Raw genomic sequence first — 22,663 nt, forward strand, 5'->3', positions numbered from 1 at the left:
ATGCATGAGCTTTGATATATTCCTGAGAAATATCCCCATTAGGATTAAAACTGACGAAGTAAGGAGGTATCTCGGAGAATACAGGGGAATAACGGTTGTCCCAGAGAGAATCAACGCGATAATAAAGAAGCTATCAGCCATAAGCAGAGCGTTCATTAATGCGTCAGCATCATCGAGAGCATTTAAGATAGCACTTTGGAGTGAAGACGGAGTTGAAACCGAAGCGATGTCTCTCCCAGGTAGGGATATATCCAAGCTTCTTAAGGAAGCAAGCGAGGTGATATTCTGCGCAACGACCATCGGAAGCAGATTAGAAAAGAAAATAAACGAGCTCCTTGAAGAGAAAAGAACGCTCGAAGCCATGATCTTAGATGCTATAGGTTCAACCGCTGCAGATACCGCCATGGACTACCTCAACAATCTACTTAAGGCCGAAGCCACAAGAAGGAGGCTAACGTTAACCAGAAGATACAGCCCGGGATACGGAGATCTTCCCTTAAGCATTCAAGGAAATCTTCTCCGAGCTTCTGGTGGAGATAAGCTGGGGATAAAAGTTTCTCCCTCCTATACGTTGATACCGAAAAAATCCGTTACTGCCGTTATAGGAGTGATGAAGATATGAAACTGAATCTTGACAGGATAATGATACTTGACGGAGCTATAGGAACGGAAATCTACAAAAGGGGACTTGATCCAACTGCCATACCCGAGGAGCTTAATTTGACGAACCCTGAAATAGTTAAAGATGTCCATGCCTCTTATGTAGACGCAGGCGCCGATATAATAACCACAAATACATTTGGAGGCAACAGAATAAAGCTACAGAGCAAGGGCTTAGAGAAAAAGCTATACGAGATAAACAAGAAAGGAGCGGAAATAGCCAAGGAAGCATCTCAGGGAAAGGCTTTAGTTGCAGGCTCAATAGGCCCCTTAGGCAGGATGATAGAACCTCTTGGGGAACTATCGTTCGAGGAAGCGGTGGAAATCTTTAAGGAGCAGGGCAGGGCTCTCTTAGATGGAGGCGCCGATCTCTTTCTTGTCGAGACGGCCATAGACATAATGGAGGTCAAAGCAGCGATATTGGGATTAAGAGAGATAAGCGAAAAAACACCTATAATATGCTCCTTAACCTTTACTGAAGGTAGTTCAACGGTAACTGGAACATCCCCATCTACGGGAGCGGTCACACTAAACTCCTGGAAGGTAGACATTCTCGGTGCCAACTGCGGTAATGATCCCTTCGTCTTTCCCGAGATAATAGGGGAAATGGCAGAATACACGGAGACCCCTATAATAGCTTATCCAAACGCGGGTCCCCCAGATAGATGGGATGAGGTCCCTCCAGAGAGATTCCTCGAGCTCGCCATTGATATATATAAAAGAGGAGCAAATATCCTTGGAGGATGCTGTGGCACGACTCCACTCCATATAAGGTTTCTATCGAGAGAGCTAAAGGGAAGAAAACCTGCTAAAAGACAGAAAAGGATAGGGATATTTTTCACAAGCAGATCCAAGCTTCTTACCTGCGATGGAAGCAGAACCATAATCATCGGAGAGAGAATCAATCCTACCAGTAGAAAAAAGCTCGCCAACGAACTTAAGGAAGGCAAACTCGAAACCCTGAAGAAAGATGCGATAGAGCAGGAGATAGCGGGAGCAGATCTCATTGACCTCAATGTAGGAGTAGCGGATGTAAATAGAAGAGAGCTTATGAAAAAAGCTACCATAGAGCTTCTAAAGATATTAAACGCCCCTATATCTTTTGATAGCGATGATCCTGAGGTAATAGAAGCCGGCTTAAGATTCTATCCCGGTAAGGCTCTTCTTAACTCAACGACTGCCAAGAAAGAATCCCTCAGAAGAACACTGCCAATTGCTAGAAAATATGGAGCTTCAATCATAGGACTTACGATAACGGAAGAAGGAATTCCAGAAACGATTACCGAAAGGCTTAAAGCGGCATACAGAATAATAGAGGAAGCTTCAAGCTATGGAATTCCCAAGGAAGAGGTAATAATAGACCCACTCACGCTTCCCGCAGGAAGTGCCAATCCGTCTATTACCTTAGAGGTCATAAGAAGACTATCGCAAGATGGAATAAGAACGGTTCTTGGCATATCTAACATATCTCACGGACTACCCTCAAGAGCGATCATAAATGCTTCCTTTCTCTCCATGGCCATAAATGCGGGACTCTCCTTCGCTATAATAAACCCCCTAAGAAATGAACTTATGGGAGCCATACTTGCATCCGATTTCCTCATCGGGAGAGATAAAAGGGGAGAAAGATTTATAAGCTTCTTTTCGCTGACAAAAGAAGAACCGAAGACGAAAGAGCAGGAGCTCACCCTAAAAGATCTCGTGATTAGAGGAGAAGCGGAAAGGGCTTCAAGAGAAGCAGAAAGGCTAATAAGAGAAAGAATCCAACCGTTTTCCCTAATAGAGGATCATGTAATACCTGCTTTGGAAGAGGTAGGAGATAGATACGAAAAGAAGATATTTTTCCTCCCACAGCTTATCGCATCTGCAGAGGCTGCGCAAGCAGTATTCGAGGTAGTCAGAAAAAACTCACCAAAGGCTGAGAAGAAAAAAGGCAGAATTTTAATGGCAACGGTAGAAGGAGATCTACATGACCTTGGAAAAAAGATAGTTGGACTCGTCCTTGAAAGCTTCGGTTATGAGATAATAGATTTGGGAAAGGATGTTCCGGCAGATAGGGTTCTAAAAGAAACCATCAGATTCAAGCCAGACATCGTTGGTTTGAGCTGTCTTATGACTACCATGCTTGAAAATATGAAGAAAACAGTAAGGCTCCTTAAGGAAAATCTTCCCGAAGTGAGAGTAATGCTTGGTGGAGCGGCAGTTAACGCGAACTTCGCGAGAAGATGTGGAGCTGATGCCTTCTCCCGTGACCCATTTCAGGCAGTTGAACTCGCAAAGAGGTGGATAGATAATGAAAAAGGAAAGAGAATTCACGATTTACAGGGGAACGCCCATGCACGCGGCATTCCCAGACGTGGAAACGGCGCCTAATGGAGATATTCTCGTCGTTTTCAGGCTTGGGAGATCCCATGTGTATGGTAGAGATGGAAGAATACTTCTATCACGAAGCCGAGATAAGGGAAAAAGCTGGCAAACTAAGGAAATCATCCACACTCCAGAAAGATTCGTGCGATACGAGGGAAGCTATGAGCTAGTCTCAGATGACAGAGACCCCTCCTTAGCAACGCTTTCAAATGGAGAAATTCTTCTCAACTGGTTTCACTGGGGAGATGGGGACAGAGACTCCCCAACAAGCTCAATATATATATCAAAAAGCAGAGATAGCGGAGAAAGCTGGAGCAAGCCCAAAATGATTTTCTTCAACGCTGCCACATCAGATGCGGTGCTTGAAATTGAGAGAGGCGTTCTGCTTCTCCCTGCTTACGGATCCTTAGGAGATGAATTCTCATCGAGCTTTCTTCTTAGAAGCGAGGATTATGGTGAAACCTGGCACGAAAAAGTTATAATAATAGCAAGAGGGAGGGATTTCGGTTTTGACTTCTACGAGCCCGCGATAACGAAGCTCAGAGAAGGAGAGCTTCTCTGCGTTTTAAGAACGAGTGTGGGATTTTTATACGAGAGTCGCTCCAGAGACGGTGGAAAAACATGGGAAAAACCAAATCCCCTTCCCTTTTATGGACACTGTCCCGATCTCCTAACGCTAAAGGATGGTAGAGTAATTCTAACTTTCAGGGATATAGAGCTATATGAGAAAGAAAAATGGTTTTGGGAAAAGCTTCTTTACAATCTTGGCTTAAGGGACATTGCACCGATATCACCGCTTCCGTATACGAGAACCCTCCCGGAAGCGGTAGCCATGGTAGAAGCCCTCCCTCCAGAATATTCTTTCACTAAGGAAGGCAAAATAATCGTATATGAACCACGGGGTTATAAAACTGAAAGTGGAGATTTATTACTTGGGGATGCTGGATATCCAAGTGCGATTGAGATTGATGAAGGTAGAGTAATGATCGTTTTCTATGAAGCTCCTTATGGATATGGAGGAAGATACGCTCCGTGGAGCGAGATCATGGGAGCTATAATAAAGCTTTAAAGGTCATCAGGGGGTGGTTCTCAATGAAGCTCGAGGATGTCCTAAAAAGCGAGGAAATCGTTGAAACGCTCGAAGCTTTTTCAAAAAGCCTTGAGATATCGGTCTGGCTTTCCGATCCCCAGATAGAGGAGGTGAATAAGATCTCCCCCGTCTGGGGTGAAAAACCGGGTAAGAAGGAGCTCACCAGGGCTGGAATGCTTAAGGCAGAGTGCAAACCTGGTAGAATCGAAATGAGAAGAAAAGCGGTCGCTCAAAGAAAGCCGATAATTGAGCTTTGTCCCCTTCAGCTTTATGTATTCACCGCCCCAATATTCATCGGCGATGAACTAATAGGTTTCTTCGAAGGGGACGGCGCTAAGGCGAGACCCATGGACGAAGAATGGAGAAAGATAGTTCAAGAAAAACAGAAGAAATATGGGTTTGATATTAAGCTTATAGAGGAGTGCGTAGGCGAAAAAACGAGGATAAAATCCAAGGAAGAGCTCGCCGGCATGATAGATGTCGTCGTAAGCAGCATCAAGCTCTATCTTGAGCTAATGAAAAAGCAAGAAGAGTTTATAAAACACCTAATAGAAATAAGCAGGGATATAACGAAAACCGCCAAAAACATTCAGACACTTGGTATAAACGCCGCGATAGAGTCAGCAAGGTTAGGAGAAAAAGGCGCTGGTTTTGCGGTAGTAGCATCTGAGATCAAGAAAGTAGGAGATCTCGTTTCACAGCAAGCAAAGAGGTTAAAGGAACATATAGACGAGCTTATGTTATAATTTCATGGGGGGGATGCCTCATGGAAAACGGCGTGGTTTTCGTCGGAGGAGGGCACGGGGCGCTAAGCCTCCTTAAGCACTTCCTCAAGCTTAACCTAAAAATCGCGGGGGTCATGGATATAAAGGAAGATGCTCCCGCCATGCTTGAGGCGAGAAAGCATGGAATATTCACAACGACGAGTTTAGATGAGCTTCTTTCCCGTCCCTTAGATCTCATAATAGAGGTAACCGGCAGAGAAGACGTGGCTGAAGAGATAGAAAGGAAAAAACCTAAGAAAGTTAGTTTGCTTCGCGCGAAGGATGCCGAATTTATCTACGATATAATAGAGCGTGAGGAGAAAGGAAAAGCCTTACTTTTAGAACAGATATCCCGACTTCAGGAAACCAAAGATAAGATAGAAAATACGCTTCCCTCATTGAATGAGCTCTCAGAAACGTTCTTCAAGGGATCAGACCAGATCAAAGGCCTCTCAGGTTCGTTAGCAAGCAGAATAGAATCACTCGTAAGTGAGGCAGAAAAGCTTAACGAAGTAACTCGATCAATCCAAAACATAGCGAAGCAAACTAAGATGCTCGGGCTGAACGCCTCCATTGAGGCAGCCCGAGCGGGGGAGCGTGGAAAAGGGTTCGCAGTCGTTGCAAGTGAGGTAAGCAAGCTCGCCGATCAAACATCAGACTCCGTTAAGGAAATAGGCGAAACCCTTGGCCAGCTTAAAGAAATGATAAACATGCTCCGCTCCCCTATAGAAGACATGACTGACACTATGGAAAAATGGATTGGTTTAACGGATAAGCTACATCAAACCGTAGGTAATTTAAATGAAGCTATAAGAGAGCTTCTTGAGATCCAGCAAAAACTCACAAGATTAGCCGAAAAAGGTTGCTAAAAGAAAAAGTGCATGATAAAATAACTTCCAGTCGGGGCGTAGCGCAGACTGGTTAGCGCGCCTGCTTCGGGAGCAGGAGGCCACCGGTTCAAATCCGGTCGCCCCGACCATTCTCTCTAATAACAGTTTACATAGATTACGTTTCCTTGAACGGAAGCAACGCTTATCGGAAGTCCCGCGCTTCTTAACGCACGCGCTATGCTTCTTAAATCTCCAGAATAGAGAAACTCTATTATCGCTTGTCCCCCTCCATATGATACTATTCTCACCTTTTTTGCCCTCGGAAAGCCAAGCACCCTCTCATATACGCTATTAACGATGCCATAGTCAGAGACTCCTCTTAAGACTATTTTCACTATCCCCCGAAAGGCTCCCGCGTATTCCCCACCTGTTAGATAAGCCCCAGCCTTAGAGGCAGCCTTAAGAAGAGCCTTTCTTTTTGCCTCGCTTGGTGTATAGCCTATAGCCTTAGCGGAAAATGCTTTGCTTAGTAAAAAGCGGGCATTTCGGGTTCTATAAGCCTGTATAGAAAGAGAAGCAGTAGCGGTATAAAGTCCAAACTCGTTCTCGCGAGCTCCGCCAATTATAGCCTTCCCCTTAACCAAGTAGGCTATTCTATAAAGTCTCCCCAGCTTCATGATAGCTTCCGCCTTACCCTGAAGCGCTAAAATCGCAGCACGACTTCTCCTTATTCTATCAAGCTGAGCCCTATCAACGACATTATAGCCGGCATTTATAAGCTTTTCCATAACCTTAGCTTCGGCAAGAGGATTATTAAACATCACTGCAACTCTTCCTCCATGAGGAAGAGTTGCAAGGGCAACCCCTCCGAAGTAGAGGATCAGAATAAGGGTTAGGGCTAATCTTCTTAGCATCAAAGGGCACCTGCCTTCGCAAGCTTCTCTCTTATGGGCTTATAATTCGGATTTATCTTCAAGCCACGCCTCCACCACTTTATAGCCTCGCTCCTTCTTCCTATCTCGTAATATATCCTGCCTATCCAATAACACGCAACATAGTTTCCCTTGTACATCTCATATGCAAGCTTATAGTTCCTTATTGCAAGCGAGTATCTTCTTTTTCTGTAGTTATAATACCCTGCCTTATGCAGTCTTATCAGATTATTCTTCAGAGATTCGCCTATAGGATAAAGCTTTATAACCTGAATGGTAGTAGAGGTATTCATTATTGACTCCGTCGGCGTAGAAGGCGGTGGTGGAGGTGGCGGTGGAGAGGACGTTCCTGCTCCTCCAGATGGAGGAGGTGGTGGAGGTGGCGGAGTGGAAGGCGTTGAGGAAGCACCTGCAAGTATTCTGGGCCTTATCTTTATCCTGCCTATAGAGGATTTATCGAAAATGGGCTCTACCTTATCCCCCCTGATAACTCCCTTGCCCTTAACTATCCTCGCTATTGAATAACGAGGATGGACCTCCTGAACCTGAAGTATGGCTATATAATACTTTTCCACGCCGAGAAGCTCTCCCTTAACGCCGTATATGGGCTCCCCCTCAACATAGACAGCGAAATAATCCCCAGGCGAAACCCCAGCATTAGATTCACCCGCATCAAGATAGACATACCCTGCCTCTCTCTTTATAACGTGATAGATCATTTTCCCGCCGCGAGCTCTCAAAGCCCTTATCTTCTTAACTATCTTCTCTATGCATTGACGTGTTGCAGCAGCAAGGAGTCCTTCCGCTTCGCTCTGGCCGTAGATCACTCCTCCAAAGGCGAGACCACCGACGCTGTGAGTTGCTCTTCCCGTTTCCTTTGCAACGAGCACTATCTCACCCGTTTCAACATTGATCATCCTGACATCGAGAGTAACAAACGCCTCCGCCTCCCCAAAAGCTATACCTCCGACGTTAGGAACAGGCAGAACCCCTCCTCTCTTTTTCAACGTAAATTGCGTTATGCTACCAGTTATTATCGCCTCAACGCCGAGAAGCTTTCCCAAACGTGCCGCTGTAGCCTCATCGACCAACCCCGACGCAGCCAACCTGTGTTCCCTCGCTATAGCCTCCAAGCGACTTCTTTCCACTATGGAAAACATTTGAGTTTTCCATAGCTCCGTTATAAACATATCAGTAATGGCACGTCTAACCGCTTCAACCTTTGGCCTCTCAGGTCCACTAACATTGTTCCTAAAGTCTATAACCGCAACTCTCATCCTACCGGCTAAGGCGAGAGCTGAAACCGAGCAGAAAAGCACCCCCATGATTACAATCAGCAAGACTACTTTCCTCATTGCCCAAATCGACCTCCTTTACTGAATCTCCACACTATACTCTAAAAGCTCTTTGAGGGGAATCTTAAGAACTATCTTATAGGTTCTTCCATCAAAGCTTTCATTCACGACATATCCCCCACCAACTATTCCCTTTATCTTAACCGTCGTATAGTTCTTGGGAATGGGATAATTAAGCTGATATAAAAGAAGAAGCGCATTTCTTTCCGCATCTATAAGCGCCGCTCTTCTCGCCAGAAGCTTAGCTTGCGCTTTACTCTCATAGCTTTTAGGGATCTTTCCCATCCCCTCTACTATAACTGCCCTCTCTTCCCAGTCTATCTTCCCCCAAGGAAATCCCTCAAGGGCTATGTTGTTTTTATTGGCCTTTTTAAGCAAAGATATGTCAACCTTATAGGGGATACCAAAGACCGGGGAGAGAAGGCAAAATATCAAAAGAACTGCTAAAGCTATCCTCACTTTGCTCCTCCTCCCTTAAACCTACAAACTATCTTATTCGCGGAAAAGTCCGTTATCTCTAAGCCAAGCCCCTCTAATCTTACCGCAAGATCCTCAGCATTTCCCTCAAAATTAACGTCAAGGGTCAGATTGCCCTCATGAAAACTTCTTTGGTAAACACCAACCACGCCCTTAAAATTTCCTATCTTCCTTTTCAGCATCATGGCACCTGTGAACTTTAATCCCTCTATCCTGACCTGAATGGTTCTACCCGGGATCCCTCTCCCGGTCTGCCCGAGCATCGCATAAGCCACCTCATAGACAAGCTTTTTAGCAGCTCGAGACGCGGCTATCTTAAGCGCCTTCATCGCCGCATCATTCACGCTTAATCCCACCTTCCTCACGGAGGGTATCGCTATCCCAAGCACCTTACCCGTCTGCGTTATAACCGCCTTTATCTGAAGTTGAGCTTGAACTCCGTAAAGCTTTTGCCCCGAGATAACCTGTGATGTGTAAGGGACCGCCATCGCTCTACCAAAGATCACGACATCCGCATCATGCCTTTTAGCAAGCTCGATTAGCTTCGTCCGATCCCCCCTCAGGCTCGCTTCAGTTGCCTCCCTTCTCCTATTAGCATCTATCTGTTTGGGGTCAACAACGTGATAGCCAGCGTTCTGAAATATGCTCAAGATAGTAGACTCACTGACCGAAAGAAACGGCGTTTTACCCGCTATATTCTCATCTATGCAGACCATAAGAACAGGATTTCCCAGGGTGTCTATCACCACGGGTCCGAGAACGTCGTTTAGCTTCCTTAAAGCAACCGTTGCGCGCATCTTCACCTTAATCACGCCATCTTCTTCCCATCTTTTTAAGATCTTATAGCTCGTTATAAGCCCCTTTGACTGCGCCATAACTTTATCCCTTATAACTTGAAAGTTTTCCATCTCAGTTATACCGTGAATCAGAACACCAAGTCCTTTCTCTATAGCGTTTCTAAAGGCGTCCCTTTTCGCCTCATCAAACGCCCTCTCCTTATCCCCTCCTATTATGGCTCCGGCTCCCTCAACCTCAACCGTTGTGGCGCTTCCCGCTGCGAGTGCGGGAAGCGCCATGTATCCAACTATAGTCGAAATCAGAAGAAAAATAAACGCAGTCTTAAAGCGCATTACCGATCACCGCTTAACCACTATTACCCTACATGCCGCTCTGAAATCATAGTTATTATGTCTTATAGCATCCGCATCTCTCTTGGATATAACGACGTCCACGTTATTTGGAGAAACCGTCTTTACCGCTTTCGCAACGAGGGGCTTGGGGCCTACCCTCGGATCACCCTTAGCCCAATTTATGTTGGTTTGATAGGCAGCCATTCCGCTTGCCATAAACCTCTCCCTATCCACATATTTGAGGGAATAAACCTCTCTACCATTTGGATCGAGTATTCTGAAGGTAGTAGCAGGAATAAGGGGAACATATCGCGCATCTAAAACCAAGCCCGTGTAATTAGCCCTCCTCGGAGGAGGAGAAACCCTTCTTCTCTTTACTCCTTTCATGTCTGCTACTATTCTTCTTATCTTCTTAAGATATATTCTTCCCCAAACGGTATAGATCTCTCCATCCCATTTCTCTCTAACTATCTCTATTCCCTTTATCCACCCGTGAACCTCGCTTCTGACCACATCGCTTTTAACCATGAAATTCTCCATCAAGGTTTCACTGTCTATTCTCACGCCCTTAATCGCCTCAAGCATATTCCTTTGAAGATCGAGAATAGCCCCTCTCTTAGCGAGAAGCTTTCCCTGAGCCTTGTTAACCGCCGTCGTGGGAGGAACCGCGGATCCGGAAGCCTCAATGTAATCATCAGTCCAATTTATAGATCCATGAGCCGTTTCCTCCACAACTTTCCCCACTTGGCTTGGCAGGTTAGCCGTGGGCTGCGATGACTGCGCGAAGGCACCTATCGTTATAATACCTACGCCCAGACATATAATCAACCAGCCTGCGATTTTCTTCAAATCCATGATCCTCTACCTCCTCTCAGTTTTATAAAATCAATTTTATCACATTCCGCCAAGTTTGAAAAACTTATTCGCGTTTTCATAAGTAATCTTAGCGAGCTCAGCCTCATCAACCCTCCTAACGCGTGCGATCTCCCTAAGAACGTGGATAAGATAAGCTGGCTCATTTCTCCTTCCTCTATACGGCTTGGGAGCGAGATACGGCGCATCAGTCTCTATAAGTAGCTTGTCTTCGGGAACAAGGCGCGATGCCTCCCTTAAATCAACCGCCTTCGGAAAGGTTACTATTCCAGCGAAGGATATGTAAAGACCAAGGCTTAAACTTCTCTCTAAGAACTTTGTTCCGCCGGAGTAGCAGTGCAGAACCCCTCCCCTCTGGGGCAAACCAACATCCCTTATGATAGAAAGAGCATCCTCGTATGCATCTCGCAGATGAATTATAACCGGAACGTTGAGCTCCTTAGCAAGGCAAAGCTGTCTCTCAAAGACCGATCTTTGAACATCCCTCGGAGAGTTATCATAATAGTAGTCAAGACCTATCTCCCCAAGAGCAACGGTCTTTGGTTGAGATATAAGTCTCTTAAGAAGCTGGATATGTTCCTCTTCTCTAAAAAACTTGGAGTCGTGGGGATGAAAACCACATGCTGCATATGCTCCATCCAGCTCCTCCGCTATCTTAACTGCCCTTTCGCTCGATGACGCATCCCAGCCAACCACTACCATCCTGCAAACGCCCACATCCTTAGCACGCTTATAAGTCTCCCTCCAATCATCTTTAAAATGCCTGATGTTCAAATGACAATGAGTATCAAACAGTTTCATCCACTAAGTCACCTTACTCCCGGGATCAACTTCCCTATCTGGCTTCAATATAATAGGCTTACCATCTCTATCGGTAGCGGCAAGTAACATACCTTGAGATATGATTCCTCTTATCTTTGCCGGCTCAAGGTTGGCTATGACTACGATTTCCCTTCCGATGATCTCTTCAGGGGAATAGACCTCGGCTATTCCCGCAACGATAGTCCTTCTTTCATCACCAATATCTATCTCGAGCTTAAGAAGCTTATCGGTCTTGGGAACTCTCTCCGCCGAGATAACCTTCGCTATACGCAGATCCATTTTTCTGAATTCATCTATGCTTATCATCTTCCTCTCCTCCTTTTTCTCAGAAGCTTTCCTTTCCGGTCTAAGCTCCACCCGGGGGAAGAGAACCTCATCAGGTTTTACCCTCACCCCAACGGGATACCTTCCCCAGACCATCTCGGAAAAGCCCGCTTCCTCAGGCGTTCCAGCTAAACCAAGTTGCTTCCAAGCCTTGGCTCCGCTCTCAGGCATAAATGGCGTTATCATTAAAGTTAAAAACCTTAACCCTTCAAGAAGCGTATAAAGAACGCTTGATAGCCTCTTCTTTTTGCCCTCTCTTCCCAAAATCCAGGGGTATGTCTCATCTATATATTTATTCAAGCGCGATGAGAAGGCAAAGATTTCCTTTAATGCTCTATCATAAGCAAAGTCGTCCATATAGGTAGAGGCTCTATTGAAAACCTCAACACCCAAGCTCGCCACCTCTTTATCTATGGGGTCTTCCTCGAAAGGCTCGGGAGCGATTCCGTCAAAATACTTCTTCACCATAACAAGCGTTCTATTAAGCAGATTTCCGTAATTATCCGCAAGCTCACCGTTTATCCTTCCTACGAGCGCCTCATAGGAAAAGTCTCCATCAAGCCCAAATGGAACCTCTCTTAAGAGGAAGTATCTGAAGGCATCAGATCCATATCTTGCAACGACCTCATTCGGATCAACCACATTGCCCTTAGACTTAGACATTTTCTCTCCTTCAACGGTCCACCAGCCATGTGCGAAAACCAGCTTCGGAGGATTAACCCCCAAAGACATAAGCATAGCAGGCCATATTATAGCGTGGAACCTTATTATATCTTTTCCCACGAGATGATGAACGACGGGCCAGTATTTATTAAACTTCTCCTCATCCTGAGAGAAACCTGCAACCGTGAGGTAGTTTATCAAGGCATCGAACCAAACGTAAATAACATGCTTTGGATCTCCAGGAAACGGTATACCCCACTTAACCGTAGTTCTTGTAACGCTTATGTCCTTTAACCCTCTCCTTATAAAACTATAAACCTCGTTAAATCGAGACTCCGGCTTAACGCAGTCTGGATGCTCGTCCATGAATTTAAGCAGCTTATCTTGATGCTTAGAGAGCCTGAAAAAGTATGTCTCTTCGCTGACCCTTTCTACCCCTCTTCCGCAGTCAGGGCATCTTCTACCCGGAAGAAGCTGAGATTCGCTCCAAAAGCTTTCACAGAAGACACAATACCAACCCTCGTAAGTCCCCTTGTATATATCGCCAGCATCGATAAGCCTCTTGAAAACCTCAACAACGACCTTTTCATGCCTCTCCTCCGTAGTGCGTATAAAATCGTCGTTGCTTATATCAAGCTTCCTCCAAAGCTCCTTAAAGTTCTCAACCACTCTATCAGCAAGCTCCTTAGGATGAAGCCCCATCTTCTCAGCGGTTCTTTTTATCTTCTGACCGTGCTCATCTGTACCCGTGCAGAATAGAACATCGTATCCCTCCATTCTTTTCCAGCGAGCCATGACATCCGCAGCTATGGTCGTATAAGCATGTCCTATGTGAGGAACATCGTTAACATAATATATTGGCGTAGTTATGTAAAAGCTCTTCAAACCTCATCCCCTCCCTTCACCCTTATAACCATCTGATAGATTTTTCTCCTGGATATTCCAGTCTCAAAGTGAATCCTCTCAGCTATGTCCTTAGCGCTTAAGCCTACATGTATAAGCCCCCTTATCCTCTCTAAGAGAAGACTCTCATCGTATTCTTCACTATCTCCGCTCTTTCCCTCCACTACTACAACCATTTCTCCCCTTAAGGTATCAGCTCTTTTCACGATCTCAGATACCTTCCCTCGAACGACTTCCTCATGAAGTTTGCTTATCTCACGAACCAGGCACACTCTCCTATTTCCAAGTATATCAAGTATATCATAGAGAGCTTCCGTTATCCTGTGTGGAGCTTCATAAAAAACGAGAGTAAACGGAAAATCGCGAATTAGTGCAAGAGCTTTTCTTCTCTTGCCCCGCTGAGAGGGAAGAAAACCATAAAACAGAAAAGGATGCGGGTCAAAAGCGGAAAGAAGAAGGGCAGGAACGAAAGCAGTAGGGCCCGGAAGAACCTCAACACGATATCCACATTTAACACACTCCCTTATAGCCTCAACCCCCATATCAGATATCCCTGGCGTGCCTGCATCGCTAACAAGCGAAACGCTCTTACCCTCTGAGAGAAAGGAAAGAAGAAAGGGTAGTCTCTTTCGCCAGTTATGCTTGTTATAGCTATAAAGCTTTTTTCCTCTTATATCGTATCTCTCAAGAAGTACCATCGTTCTTCTCGTATCCTCGGCGAATATGGCATCAGATTCTCTCAATATTCGAAGAACTCTCAGGGTTATATCCTCGAGGTTACCTATAGGAGTGGGACATATATAAAGAGGCATACTTATATCTCACCCATATATACCTTCTTGAGCTCCTCAGTATAGCTTCCATCCTCGTTGTAGAGGACGAGAGGAGCGAGAACACTAAGCGATGGAGAACCATCTCTAACTCCCTTAACCAGTATGAACTCAGCCTCGGACGCCGCACGGGAGTGCACGAATCTTAACTCCTTCGGTTCCAGCTTTAACCTCCTCATATTAAACATCAGATCCGCAAGCCTAAAGGGTCTATAGATAAGATAGAGTCTCCCTCCCGTCGAAAGCAAATACTTGGAAGCTCTCAGGAACTCCTCCAAGGTGCATCCCTCCTCAGTATAAGCCAACGATCGCATCTCATCCGATGGTAGTCTTCCGCTCCTTAAGGGAATGTAAGGCGGGTTTCCAAGAACCACATTGAAAGAACCAGCGGGAAACAGCTCCCCTATCCTTCTTATGTCCCCCTTAACTATATCTATCCTGTCCGAAAAACCATTGATTTCAACATTCTTAAGAGCGATATTATAAAGCTCTTCTTGAAGCTCAACCCCTACAAATTTAAGGTGAGGCACTCTTAAAGCCAGAAGAAGCAAAACTATCCCCGCTCCAGTTCCAAGCTCGATGACCCTATCCTTAGGTTTCAAAGTAAGGAAATGAGCGAGAAGAAGAGCATCAACACCAAATCGCGGTCCGCAAGCTGGCTGATATAGCTTGAGTCTGCCTCTTAAGATCTCATCAAGCGTAAGCTCACTCACCGCTTTCTCGCCTCGCGTATTTTCTCCTTAAGAGAGACTATAATTCCCCTTATAAGCTCTCTTCTACTGCTTAACTCAAGCATTGAAAGCTTTTCCTTTAGAAGTGATTCAATCGATGAAACGGGAACTCCATACTTCTTAACAGCAACGTTAACCAGCCAAGAAACCCTCTTAAAAGCAGGTGCTCCAAGATCCCTTATTATAAATCTCTTTACGATCTCACCTGCCCCTTCAACCGTGAAACCAAGCCATAGAAATCTGCCAAATCCCTCAAGCAGGAGCTTAACCTCCCTACCAGAAAGCCTCCATAGAAGAGAAGCCTTTATCACAGATTTAAGAGACTCCTCAAGCTTCTGAGGAGAAAGCTTCATATCCTCGGTAAGTTTGAGAGCTTCTTTCACTCCCCTGTTTACCCCATCAAAGAAAGATTTCTTGGCACCTTGAGACAAAGTAGAGAGATTTAAAAGCAACTCTTTGGTATACTCCATAACTCTATCGTAGACGGAGCCCTCATCAAAAGCGAGAGAGAAACCAGATAGGAAAAAGGCGAGTAAAACCGCACCCAGTATCGCTCTTCTCACCTTCCCACCTCCTTAAAATACCCTTTGACTATCACATATCCAAAAATCGCGGAAAAAAGAGCATCTGAAAGAAAATGATTTCCGGTTTCCAGTCTATTATAAACCACCGTGCCCATCGCAAATGGAAAGAGGAATCGATAGACTCCACCAAAGCGCATTAAAAGCCACGCAAACAAGACGGAAGCAACAAGCACGTGTCCAGATGGAAAGCTCTGATAATCGTTACTGAAAAAGGAAGCTGGAAAGTTAAAGAAGGAGTACACACCTACCTCCATATAAGGACGCGCTCTTCCAAAAAGGAGCTTAAGTAGGTCTCCAAAAAGCGCAGCCAGAACAATGAGAGATATCGCTTCCCCCACAAGCTTTTCAACCCTATCAAATCGACTAAGCAAAGCCAGGTAAAAGATCGATACAAGAAATGGTAGAACTATATCCGCATCTCCCAGTACGTTTCCCAACTTCGAGAGATAGAAAGAAAGCTTACCCCCTTCTTCCAAATGAAGAAGCGGATCCGTAAGAAGCGAAAGCAAAGAAAACCCCGCTATTTTTAACCCTACCGGGTTAAAAATAGCACGGAATACAAACCTTAAGCTTCCTCTCTTCCATTCTCTATAAAGAATTCCTATAAGTAGTAAAGCAAAAAAAGTTTTATACATCTATCAGAAGGAAATAGGGGGAGCCATGGGCTCCCCCTATTCAAAAGAATCAAAAATGAAAAAGGCTACTTGCTCCCCATAACTCTCGTTTTGAGCTCCTTGCCAACCCTGAATACGGGAACCTTTCTTGGCGGTATCTTTATCTCTTCACCGGTCCGAGGATTCCTGCCAACTCTCTCCGCCCTCTGCTTAACCTCGAATATTCCGAAACCCGCTATTTGAACTTTTTCTCCTTTAGTAAGCGCGTCCATAATAGTCTCAAAGACCGCATTAACGACCAAAGCGGTATCTTTCTTGGTCATGCCCGTTTTCTCCGCTACCTGCCTGACGAGCTCTGCTTTGGTCAAAACCTTCACCCCCCAAGGTTTTTTTCATATTATAAGCAAAAACTCCCTTGATATCAATAGCTTTCGCGTTATATCATGAAAAACCAAGAAAAAAATGATATAATTTTTAATCAAGGAGGTGAGGCAGAATGGGAACCAAAGGTAGAGAAATAGTTGGAATGGACCTCAGCGAGCTAATAGAGCTTCTTAACAAAGCTTTCGCAGATGAATGGCTCGCCTATTATCAGTATTGGATAGGCGCAAAGATAGTCAAGGGCCCCATGAAGGAAGCTGTCATAGCCGAGCTTACTCAACACGCGGGAGACGAGCTAAGACACGCAGGCATGCTTGCCAATAGAATAATCCAGCTTGGCGGAACCCCCATAGTGAAACCAGAGGATTGGTACAAGAAGACCAATTGTGGATATGACGCTCCAGAAGACCCATATGTCAAGAAAATACTTGAGCAAAACATTAAGGGAGAAAGGTGCGCCATAGATGTTTACAGGCGACTGCTTGAGATAACTAAGGATAAGGATCCCGTAACTTACAATATAGCTTTACAGATACTTCAGGATGAGGTAGAACACGAAGAGGATCTACAGACTCTGCTAGAAGATATGGAAGAAATGCTTAAGAGAGTATAGCCCCAAAAAGGACCGGCTTTTAAAAGCCGGTCCTTTTTACCTATCTACCATAACTCCGCAGGGTTTCTATCTTCCCGTTCCTCTCTCCAAGTATCCATACTCTATGCAAAGCCTGATGATCTTCGGGCGAGAATATAGCCCTGATTCCACCTAAATCAACATTTAGGTTCTGAAAAACCTTAAGAAGAGCATCCCTTGAGGGTTTTCCAAATTCACGGAGGGCTTTCCTAAGCCCCGCTATGAGAACCTTGCCCGCCATATACCCCTCGAGGCTTATTGGAGAGATTCTCACGCTTCCTATATTCTTTCTATACTCGGCTACGATAGAAAGGCTTTCATCATAGGGAGATGGAACACATGATACCCCATAAACTCGGTTTGATGCACAGCGAAGCCTTTTCATTATCTCAACGGGATTTGCGAAGGATATAACGCCAAACCTCATGTCTGCTCTCGTAAAGCATGTGTACCTTATAAAGTTCAGCGCCTGATAAAAGGTTCCTATATAGAGAACCGCATCGGGATTCAAATCAGCTATGTAGAAAGCCTCAGCCATAACCTCAGGGCTATTTCTTCCATAAATCGCTTCACCTACAAGCTTTAATCCCGTAATTTTCAAACCCTCTCTAACCCCACCAAGACCAGCCCTGCCAAAGGAATCATCCTGATAGAATACCGCTACTTTTTTAAGACCCATATCTTTAAAGAATTTGCATAAAGCAACCATCTCCTCAACATAAGAAGCTCTCAAGCAAAAAGCCACTTTGCTTTTTCTAAGAAAAGAAGCCCCAGAGTAAGGAAACAGGAAGGGGACTCCTTTTTTCTCCGCCAATGGAAGCGCAACTTTGGAGGTAGGCGTCCCCGTAAAGCAAACGAGAGCAAGCACCTTATCGTTATCAAGCAGTTTAATCGTGTTTATTCTACACTTGCCAGGCTCATAACCATCATCGTAAGCTATGAGCTTTATGTTATATCCCTCGATGCCTCCTCTTGCATTAACCAGATTTATATATGCTTTTAATCCTCCGACATATTCCTTACCAAGATACGAAGAGATCCCCTTAAGAGCACAGGAGGTCCCAAGCTTTATGACTCTTTCTGCATATGCAGAAGCTACAGAGCTCGTTGAAGAAGTTGTCACCTCTGTCCCTACATTCTGTGCAAGAGAAAATCCAACAAAAATAAGCCAATTAAGATTCAGAAGCAGGAGCGATACCAAGAGTTTCCTTTTCACCCTTTTTCACCTCCCCTACCTTAAACTCCTTAAGAGCAACCTCAAGCTCTCTTATCACAGAGGCTAAAGCATCCATCTTGAAGGAAAGCTCCTCAAAGCTCTTAAAGAACTCCCTTACCTCATCAAGACGGGAAGCTCCCTCAGACGAAACGCTCTCTACCTTCTCCATAACATCAGAAAAGGCCGATGTTATGCTCTCCAAGTTGATCTGGACTCTCTCTGCAAGGGAGCTCACCTTTTCGAGCGCTGAGGAAACTTCAGAGATTTTAAGAGAAACCTCCTCGAAAGCTGACTCTATTTCATCGAATGCTTCCCTATTCCTATCTATCGCTCCCTGAACATCTCTAAAAGATGCAACTACCTCCTCTACCTTTTCACCCATGCTTCTTAAAAGATCTCCAATATCTTGGGTTGCTTTCTCGCTCTGCTCCGCGAGCTTTCTAACCTCTTCAGCTACAACAGCAAAACCTCTTCCTGCTTCCCCAGCACGAGCAGCCTCTATCGCAGCATTCAACGCAAGCAGATTAGTTTGATCAGCTATAGAAGCTATGGTCTGGACTATCTCATTTATGCTTTGAGAAAACTCAACGAGCGCTCTGATCTCACCTGCTAAGCGCTCACCCCGAGCATTAGCCTCGTTGACCGCTCCTCTCCCCTCCTCAACCTTTCTCTTGACAAGCTCCGCACTTCTCATAACAGCCCTAACTGACTCAAGGCTACCTTCGACTTCCTTTTGAGTATCCTGAGAGAGTCTTCTTATATCCTCGGCGGAGGCAGAAACCTCCTGAACATGAGATACGAGTCCTGAGATCCCCTCAAACAAGTTCTCAAGGGAGGAAACTATACTCTCAAGCTTCTGATGAGCTTTCCTCAGAGAAACCGCATACTCCTCAACCTCCACGCTCGAGCTCGAAGCGACGCCAATTGCCCTCGCAATTGCCTCTCTTATATCACGTGCAAGCTTATTAAACGCCTCAAATGCTTCCGAAAAATCATTGGAGATTGCCGGTAAGCTAATAGTAAGCTCCTTTCCTGCCGCCTTAAGAAGAGCATTCGAAAGAAGCTTAACCAACTTGGACAGAGTTCTCCAGTAAAGAAATGCAAGGAGAAAAACCGCTATAGTAGTTATAATAGCCACAGCTATAGCCCTCTTTCTAACCGCAATCAGGGGCTTTAAGACCTCATCCTCGGGACGATATGCAGCCACAAAGATCTTTCTATCAGGGAGCCATCTATAGCAAAGGAAGCAACGCTTCCCCTCAACGGTAAACTCACCACACCCACCTTTACCGCTTAAGTTCGATACGGAAACTCCCTTTCTAATGATACTCCTCCCTTCAGAATCAAGGAGCTCTGCCTTCCCTCTCTCTCCCACAACTATCGAGAGGGTGTACTTATAAAGCTTGCGCATTATCTCCCTATCTATCTCAGCTCTTATATCTTCAAGATTCCTCTTAGAACGTATTAGATATCCCACATCCGTGCCCTTATAAGCCCTGCCCACGAAAAGATGCCCTTTCTTCTCACCGAGATTTCCCGAAAGATCACCAATCTTAACTCCGCTGGGAAGAGAATCTGTGTGGAAAACGAGTATCTCCATATCCCTCTCATGCTTTTTAGAAAGGGACCGAAGTTTCTCCTCGAAGGCATACCAAGTGAATATCTCATTTTCAGCAACTCCCGCCACGCCTACAACGTGACCATCCTCATCAAACAGAGGACCCGCAAAGATCAGATAATCGCGATCCCCCACTTTCATCCTACCAAAAGCCATTCTTCTCTCCTCAACTACTTTCCTGTAAAGAGACTCTGGAAGAAGAACTCCATACGCTTTCTTGCCATTTAAGAACATGGTCGTCGATATAACCTTCGCCTTCCCCTTATCAACGATAAATATCATCGCTTCCCCTCGTTTAAATCTAAGCCTGAGAGTCTCTGGTATCTCATCATTTTCGTTTATCTCGTAGAAATCGCCCAGCATCAGACTACTACCATCCTTATAAAGCGAACCATTAAGATATATGTACTTGTCAATGATATCGAAAAAAGAAAGCAACCGCTCCTTCAGGCTATATTCAGTGGAGTGATAGGTCTCCGCATAAAACAGGTCAAGGTTAGCTTTAACTCGTTGAAGATCCTTGGCTATGCTCTCCTTCCTGGTTAAAAGTAGTTTCCTACCCTCATCATCGAGGCTCCTTATTTCCATTTCTATCTGTTTCACGTAATTCGACAGAAACGCTTTTTCCCCTTCTTGAAGCTCCCCTCTCATGACATTCATCGACGTAAAATAAAGAAAACCGAATGGCAAGATAAAAGACAAAAATATGGATAAAGCCACTCCTATTCTCAATACATAGCGCATCTTCTATCCCTCCTTTCTTGTCATCATTTCCAGAAAACTTGCTCTAATGAACACAGTTCATTATAATAATATCAGGACATTGAACTATATTTCAAGAGGAAGTGATCTCAAATTGAAGCGGTTTCGTTCGCTAAGCTTGATTATAATTGCTTTAATCGTTTTACTCTCTATAACACCAGCCTTAGCGTATAAAAAGGCGAGCGATTTTGTAAAAGAGGCAAAAAAGGTCATAACAGAGATATCGCCTGAGGAAGCATACTCCTACCTCAATAAGAAAGGGTATGCTTTCTTGGATGTTAGGGAACCAAGCGAATATAAGAAGGAGCACATCCCGGGAGCAAAGAACTTACCGAGAGGCTTACTCGAGTTTAAAATAGGAAGAATGTTCCCCGAAAGAGAGGCTCAAATTATAATCGTATACTGCAAATCCGGAGCAAGGGGAGCCCTCTCCACCAAGGTATTACAGGAAATGGGATACAAAGCTATAAATCTAAAAGGTGGTATCGCTGCTTGGAAGAAGGCGGGGCTCCCAACGGAGAAGTATAAAAAGTCCCTCGCCCATGGGAAGGGCGAGGGACTTTTTATCACCCTTACTGCGGACGAGGCACACCGGACTCCTTGTAGATAAGGTCCATAAGCTCCTTTCCAACAAGCTTTTCCATCCTAGGCCAGACTATCTTTCTAACATAATTGGCTATCTTGTTCATCTGATCCTCATTGAAGGTAATGATCGTCCACCCATATTCCTTCTTAAGCTTCTGGCGGTATTCCTCATCAAGCTGCTTAGCTTTAGCCCACTGAATCTTGGACTCCTCGTGAGCAGCTTCCATTATGATCTTCTGATCCTCGGGAGAGAGCTTATCCCATATTCCCTTGTTAATGACGAACCACCAGGTTTCACAATAGTCGTTATACTGAATCCATACCTTCTGTACATCACGGAACTGCCATCCCTGGAACGGAGGTCCTCCCATCTGACCGTCAACCACACCCATCTGAAGGGCAGTGTAAACCTCAGAATAAGGTATGGGAGTCGGAATGTATCCCAGAGCCTCATAGGTCCATTCACACGGCTTTATGGGCATGACGCGAACCTTCATGCCCTTCTTGACCTTAGGATCAGCATAACCTTTGGGAAGCGACTTCAAGGAAAGACCCGCCATCCCAACGGGAATTATATCGAGAGCCTTAATGTTATGCTTCTCCCACAGCTTCTGAATAATCTTGTAAGCCCATCCACTCGGGCTATAAACCTTGGTTGCCTCATCAAAGTTCGTGAATATGTACGGGAAGTAGTAAGCTAAGTTGAGTTTGGGGTCAAAATTGGCGTTAGCCATCTGAAGCGCTACCTCAACGGTTCCTCGCATAACCATCTCAAAGATCTCCGTCCAGTCGCCCAATACTCCACCAGAGTAAACATCAATCTTAATTTTACCGTGAGTCCTCTCGTATATCTTTTTCGCGAATTCCCTTGCTCTAAGATCGAAGTCGCTTCCTACGGGATGAATTTCAGACATTCTCCAGTGGTACTTCGGCTCAGCAGCAACCCCGTGTTGGACGAAAACCGCAACGCTGATAAGAAGCATCAGACATACAACTATCCCCGCTACCACCCTCTTGTTACCCACTTTTCCTTTCACCCCCCATTTTTACTTGCTTTCTTTCCCCCTGACGCGCCTGCCTCCTTCACCTGATCCCCAGAATTAAACGAGGAAGAAACATGGACAAGGAGGGGAAGTAAGTGGTCAATATTATCACGGGAACGTTTCCGAAAAGCATGAAGACCAGTGCCGGCTTTATATACTGATCGAAGGAAACCTTCCCCACACGTCCTCCGAGATAGAGGATTGGCGCCGTCGGCGGAGTCACATTACCTAACCCGAGATTGGTACCCAGAATAGCAGCAAAATGCACGGGATGAACCCCTATCCGCACCGCTAACGGAAGAAGCAGAGGAGCAACAAGCATCGTCCCGCTTAAATCATCCATAAGCATACCGATTATTATCAGAAAAACGTTTATCATAAGCAATATAACATACTTATTGTGAGATATGGAAAGCAAGAAGTTAGCTATCTTCATGGGCACCTGCTCCATCGTATAAAGCCTGCCAAGTATTGTGAC

At 45.1% G+C, this 22,663-nt stretch carries 23 protein-coding genes and 1 tRNA gene; 8 read left to right on the forward strand and 16 right to left on the reverse strand.

Annotation, left to right across the window (positions count from 1 at the left end):
* Window positions 1-4: 4 nt before the first annotated feature.
* The 6 genes from J7M13_01070 (at window position 5) to J7M13_01095 (ending at window position 5,860) form a co-directional block, all read left to right on the forward strand.
* A complete protein-coding gene (locus J7M13_01070; protein ID MCD6362585.1) occupies window positions 5-622 on the forward strand; it encodes a hypothetical protein in 618 nt (205 codons plus the stop codon).
* Window positions 619-3,033 carry a homocysteine S-methyltransferase family protein gene (locus J7M13_01075; GenBank protein MCD6362586.1) on the forward strand — a complete coding sequence of 805 codons (2,415 nt, stop codon included), beginning with the start codon at window positions 619-621 and terminating at the stop codon, window positions 3,031-3,033. Before J7M13_01070 ends, J7M13_01075 begins: the two co-directional genes overlap by 4 nt.
* Window positions 2,954-4,096 (forward strand): exo-alpha-sialidase, encoded by a 1,143-nt coding sequence (locus J7M13_01080; protein MCD6362587.1) that lies wholly within the window; start codon window positions 2,954-2,956, stop codon window positions 4,094-4,096. The genes J7M13_01075 and J7M13_01080 overlap by 80 nt, the downstream gene beginning before the upstream one ends.
* 23 nt (window positions 4,097-4,119) lie before the next feature.
* Window positions 4,120-4,863 carry a PocR ligand-binding domain-containing protein gene (locus tag J7M13_01085; GenBank protein ID MCD6362588.1) on the forward strand — a complete coding sequence of 248 codons (744 nt, stop codon included), beginning with the start codon at window positions 4,120-4,122 and terminating at the stop codon, window positions 4,861-4,863.
* Between the two features lie 20 nt (window positions 4,864-4,883).
* Window positions 4,884-5,750: a chemotaxis protein gene (locus J7M13_01090; protein ID MCD6362589.1), complete on the forward strand. Its 867-nt coding sequence runs from the start codon at window positions 4,884-4,886 to the stop codon at window positions 5,748-5,750.
* 32 nt (window positions 5,751-5,782) lie between these two features.
* Window positions 5,783-5,860, forward strand: a tRNA-Pro gene (locus J7M13_01095).
* A gap of 6 nt (window positions 5,861-5,866) precedes the next feature.
* On the opposite strand, the gene J7M13_01100 is transcribed toward J7M13_01095, so the two are convergent.
* The 12 genes from J7M13_01100 to J7M13_01155 all read right to left on the reverse strand — a co-directional run bounded on the left by J7M13_01100 (window position 5,867) and on the right by J7M13_01155 (window position 16,317).
* Window positions 5,867-6,625, reverse strand: coding sequence for a hypothetical protein (locus J7M13_01100; protein MCD6362590.1), 759 nt, complete (start codon window positions 6,623-6,625; stop codon window positions 5,867-5,869).
* Window positions 6,625-7,998 (reverse strand): tetratricopeptide repeat protein, encoded by a 1,374-nt coding sequence (locus J7M13_01105; GenBank protein MCD6362591.1) that lies wholly within the window; start codon window positions 7,996-7,998, stop codon window positions 6,625-6,627. The genes J7M13_01100 and J7M13_01105 overlap by 1 nt, the downstream gene beginning before the upstream one ends.
* 18 nt (window positions 7,999-8,016) lie before the next feature.
* The gene (locus J7M13_01110; protein ID MCD6362592.1) at window positions 8,017-8,457 is read right to left on the reverse strand and encodes a hypothetical protein; all 441 of its coding nucleotides are present in this window, start codon (window positions 8,455-8,457) and stop codon (window positions 8,017-8,019) included.
* Window positions 8,454-9,605 (reverse strand): hypothetical protein, encoded by a 1,152-nt coding sequence (locus tag J7M13_01115; protein ID MCD6362593.1) that lies wholly within the window; start codon window positions 9,603-9,605, stop codon window positions 8,454-8,456. The genes J7M13_01110 and J7M13_01115 overlap by 4 nt, the downstream gene beginning before the upstream one ends.
* 6 nt (window positions 9,606-9,611) lie before the next feature.
* The gene (locus J7M13_01120) at window positions 9,612-10,460 is read right to left on the reverse strand and encodes a hypothetical protein (protein ID MCD6362594.1); all 849 of its coding nucleotides are present in this window, start codon (window positions 10,458-10,460) and stop codon (window positions 9,612-9,614) included.
* A gap of 39 nt (window positions 10,461-10,499) precedes the next feature.
* Window positions 10,500-11,279, reverse strand: coding sequence for a TatD family hydrolase (locus J7M13_01125; protein ID MCD6362595.1), 780 nt, complete (start codon window positions 11,277-11,279; stop codon window positions 10,500-10,502).
* Between the two features lie 3 nt (window positions 11,280-11,282).
* Window positions 11,283-13,172: a methionine--tRNA ligase gene (gene metG / locus J7M13_01130; GenBank protein ID MCD6362596.1), complete on the reverse strand. Its 1,890-nt coding sequence runs from the start codon at window positions 13,170-13,172 to the stop codon at window positions 11,283-11,285.
* Entirely contained in the window at window positions 13,169-14,002 is an 834-nt protein-coding gene (gene rsmI / locus J7M13_01135; GenBank protein MCD6362597.1) for a 16S rRNA (cytidine(1402)-2'-O)-methyltransferase, read from the reverse strand. The genes metG and rsmI overlap by 4 nt, the downstream gene beginning before the upstream one ends.
* A 2-nt stretch (window positions 14,003-14,004) precedes the next feature.
* Window positions 14,005-14,733 carry a tRNA1(Val) (adenine(37)-N6)-methyltransferase gene (locus J7M13_01140; GenBank protein MCD6362598.1) on the reverse strand — a complete coding sequence of 243 codons (729 nt, stop codon included), beginning with the start codon at window positions 14,731-14,733 and terminating at the stop codon, window positions 14,005-14,007.
* Complete coding sequence (locus tag J7M13_01145; GenBank protein ID MCD6362599.1) at window positions 14,730-15,314, reverse strand: hypothetical protein; 585 nt, start codon at window positions 15,312-15,314, stop codon at window positions 14,730-14,732. Before J7M13_01145 ends, J7M13_01140 begins: the two co-directional genes overlap by 4 nt.
* Window positions 15,311-15,970 (reverse strand): phosphatase PAP2 family protein, encoded by a 660-nt coding sequence (locus tag J7M13_01150; protein MCD6362600.1) that lies wholly within the window; start codon window positions 15,968-15,970, stop codon window positions 15,311-15,313. The genes J7M13_01145 and J7M13_01150 overlap by 4 nt, the downstream gene beginning before the upstream one ends.
* A 65-nt stretch (window positions 15,971-16,035) precedes the next feature.
* A complete protein-coding gene (locus J7M13_01155; protein MCD6362601.1) occupies window positions 16,036-16,317 on the reverse strand; it encodes an HU family DNA-binding protein in 282 nt (93 codons plus the stop codon).
* Window positions 16,318-16,445: 128 nt separating this feature from the next.
* Between J7M13_01155 and J7M13_01160 the strand changes: the two genes are divergently transcribed.
* Window positions 16,446-16,943, forward strand: coding sequence for a ferritin (locus J7M13_01160; GenBank protein MCD6362602.1), 498 nt, complete (start codon window positions 16,446-16,448; stop codon window positions 16,941-16,943).
* Between the two features lie 40 nt (window positions 16,944-16,983).
* Here the strand turns inward: J7M13_01160 and J7M13_01165 are convergent, their stop codons facing one another.
* Both J7M13_01165 and J7M13_01170 read right to left on the reverse strand, forming a co-directional pair.
* Window positions 16,984-18,177, reverse strand: a complete 1,194-nt coding sequence (locus tag J7M13_01165; GenBank protein ID MCD6362603.1) for an ABC transporter substrate-binding protein — start codon at window positions 18,175-18,177, stop codon at window positions 16,984-16,986.
* Window positions 18,134-20,539: a cache domain-containing protein gene (locus J7M13_01170; protein ID MCD6362604.1), complete on the reverse strand. Its 2,406-nt coding sequence runs from the start codon at window positions 20,537-20,539 to the stop codon at window positions 18,134-18,136. The genes J7M13_01165 and J7M13_01170 overlap by 44 nt, the downstream gene beginning before the upstream one ends.
* A gap of 112 nt (window positions 20,540-20,651) precedes the next feature.
* Here J7M13_01170 and J7M13_01175 point away from each other — a divergent pair, with 112 nt between their 5' ends.
* A complete protein-coding gene (locus tag J7M13_01175; protein ID MCD6362605.1) occupies window positions 20,652-21,167 on the forward strand; it encodes a hypothetical protein in 516 nt (171 codons plus the stop codon).
* On the opposite strand, the gene dctP is transcribed toward J7M13_01175, so the two are convergent.
* A complete protein-coding gene (dctP, locus tag J7M13_01180; protein MCD6362606.1) occupies window positions 21,130-22,125 on the reverse strand; it encodes a TRAP transporter substrate-binding protein DctP in 996 nt (331 codons plus the stop codon). The two genes, J7M13_01175 and dctP, sit on opposite strands and share 38 nt — an antisense overlap.
* A 100-nt stretch (window positions 22,126-22,225) precedes the next feature.
* Window positions 22,226-22,663: TRAP transporter large permease subunit (locus J7M13_01185; protein MCD6362607.1), on the reverse strand; the 438-nt coding region annotated here is incomplete at its 5' end.

Source organism: Synergistota bacterium (assembly GCA_021159885.1).
GTDB lineage: Bacteria > Synergistota > GBS-1 > GBS-1 > GBS-1 > AUK310.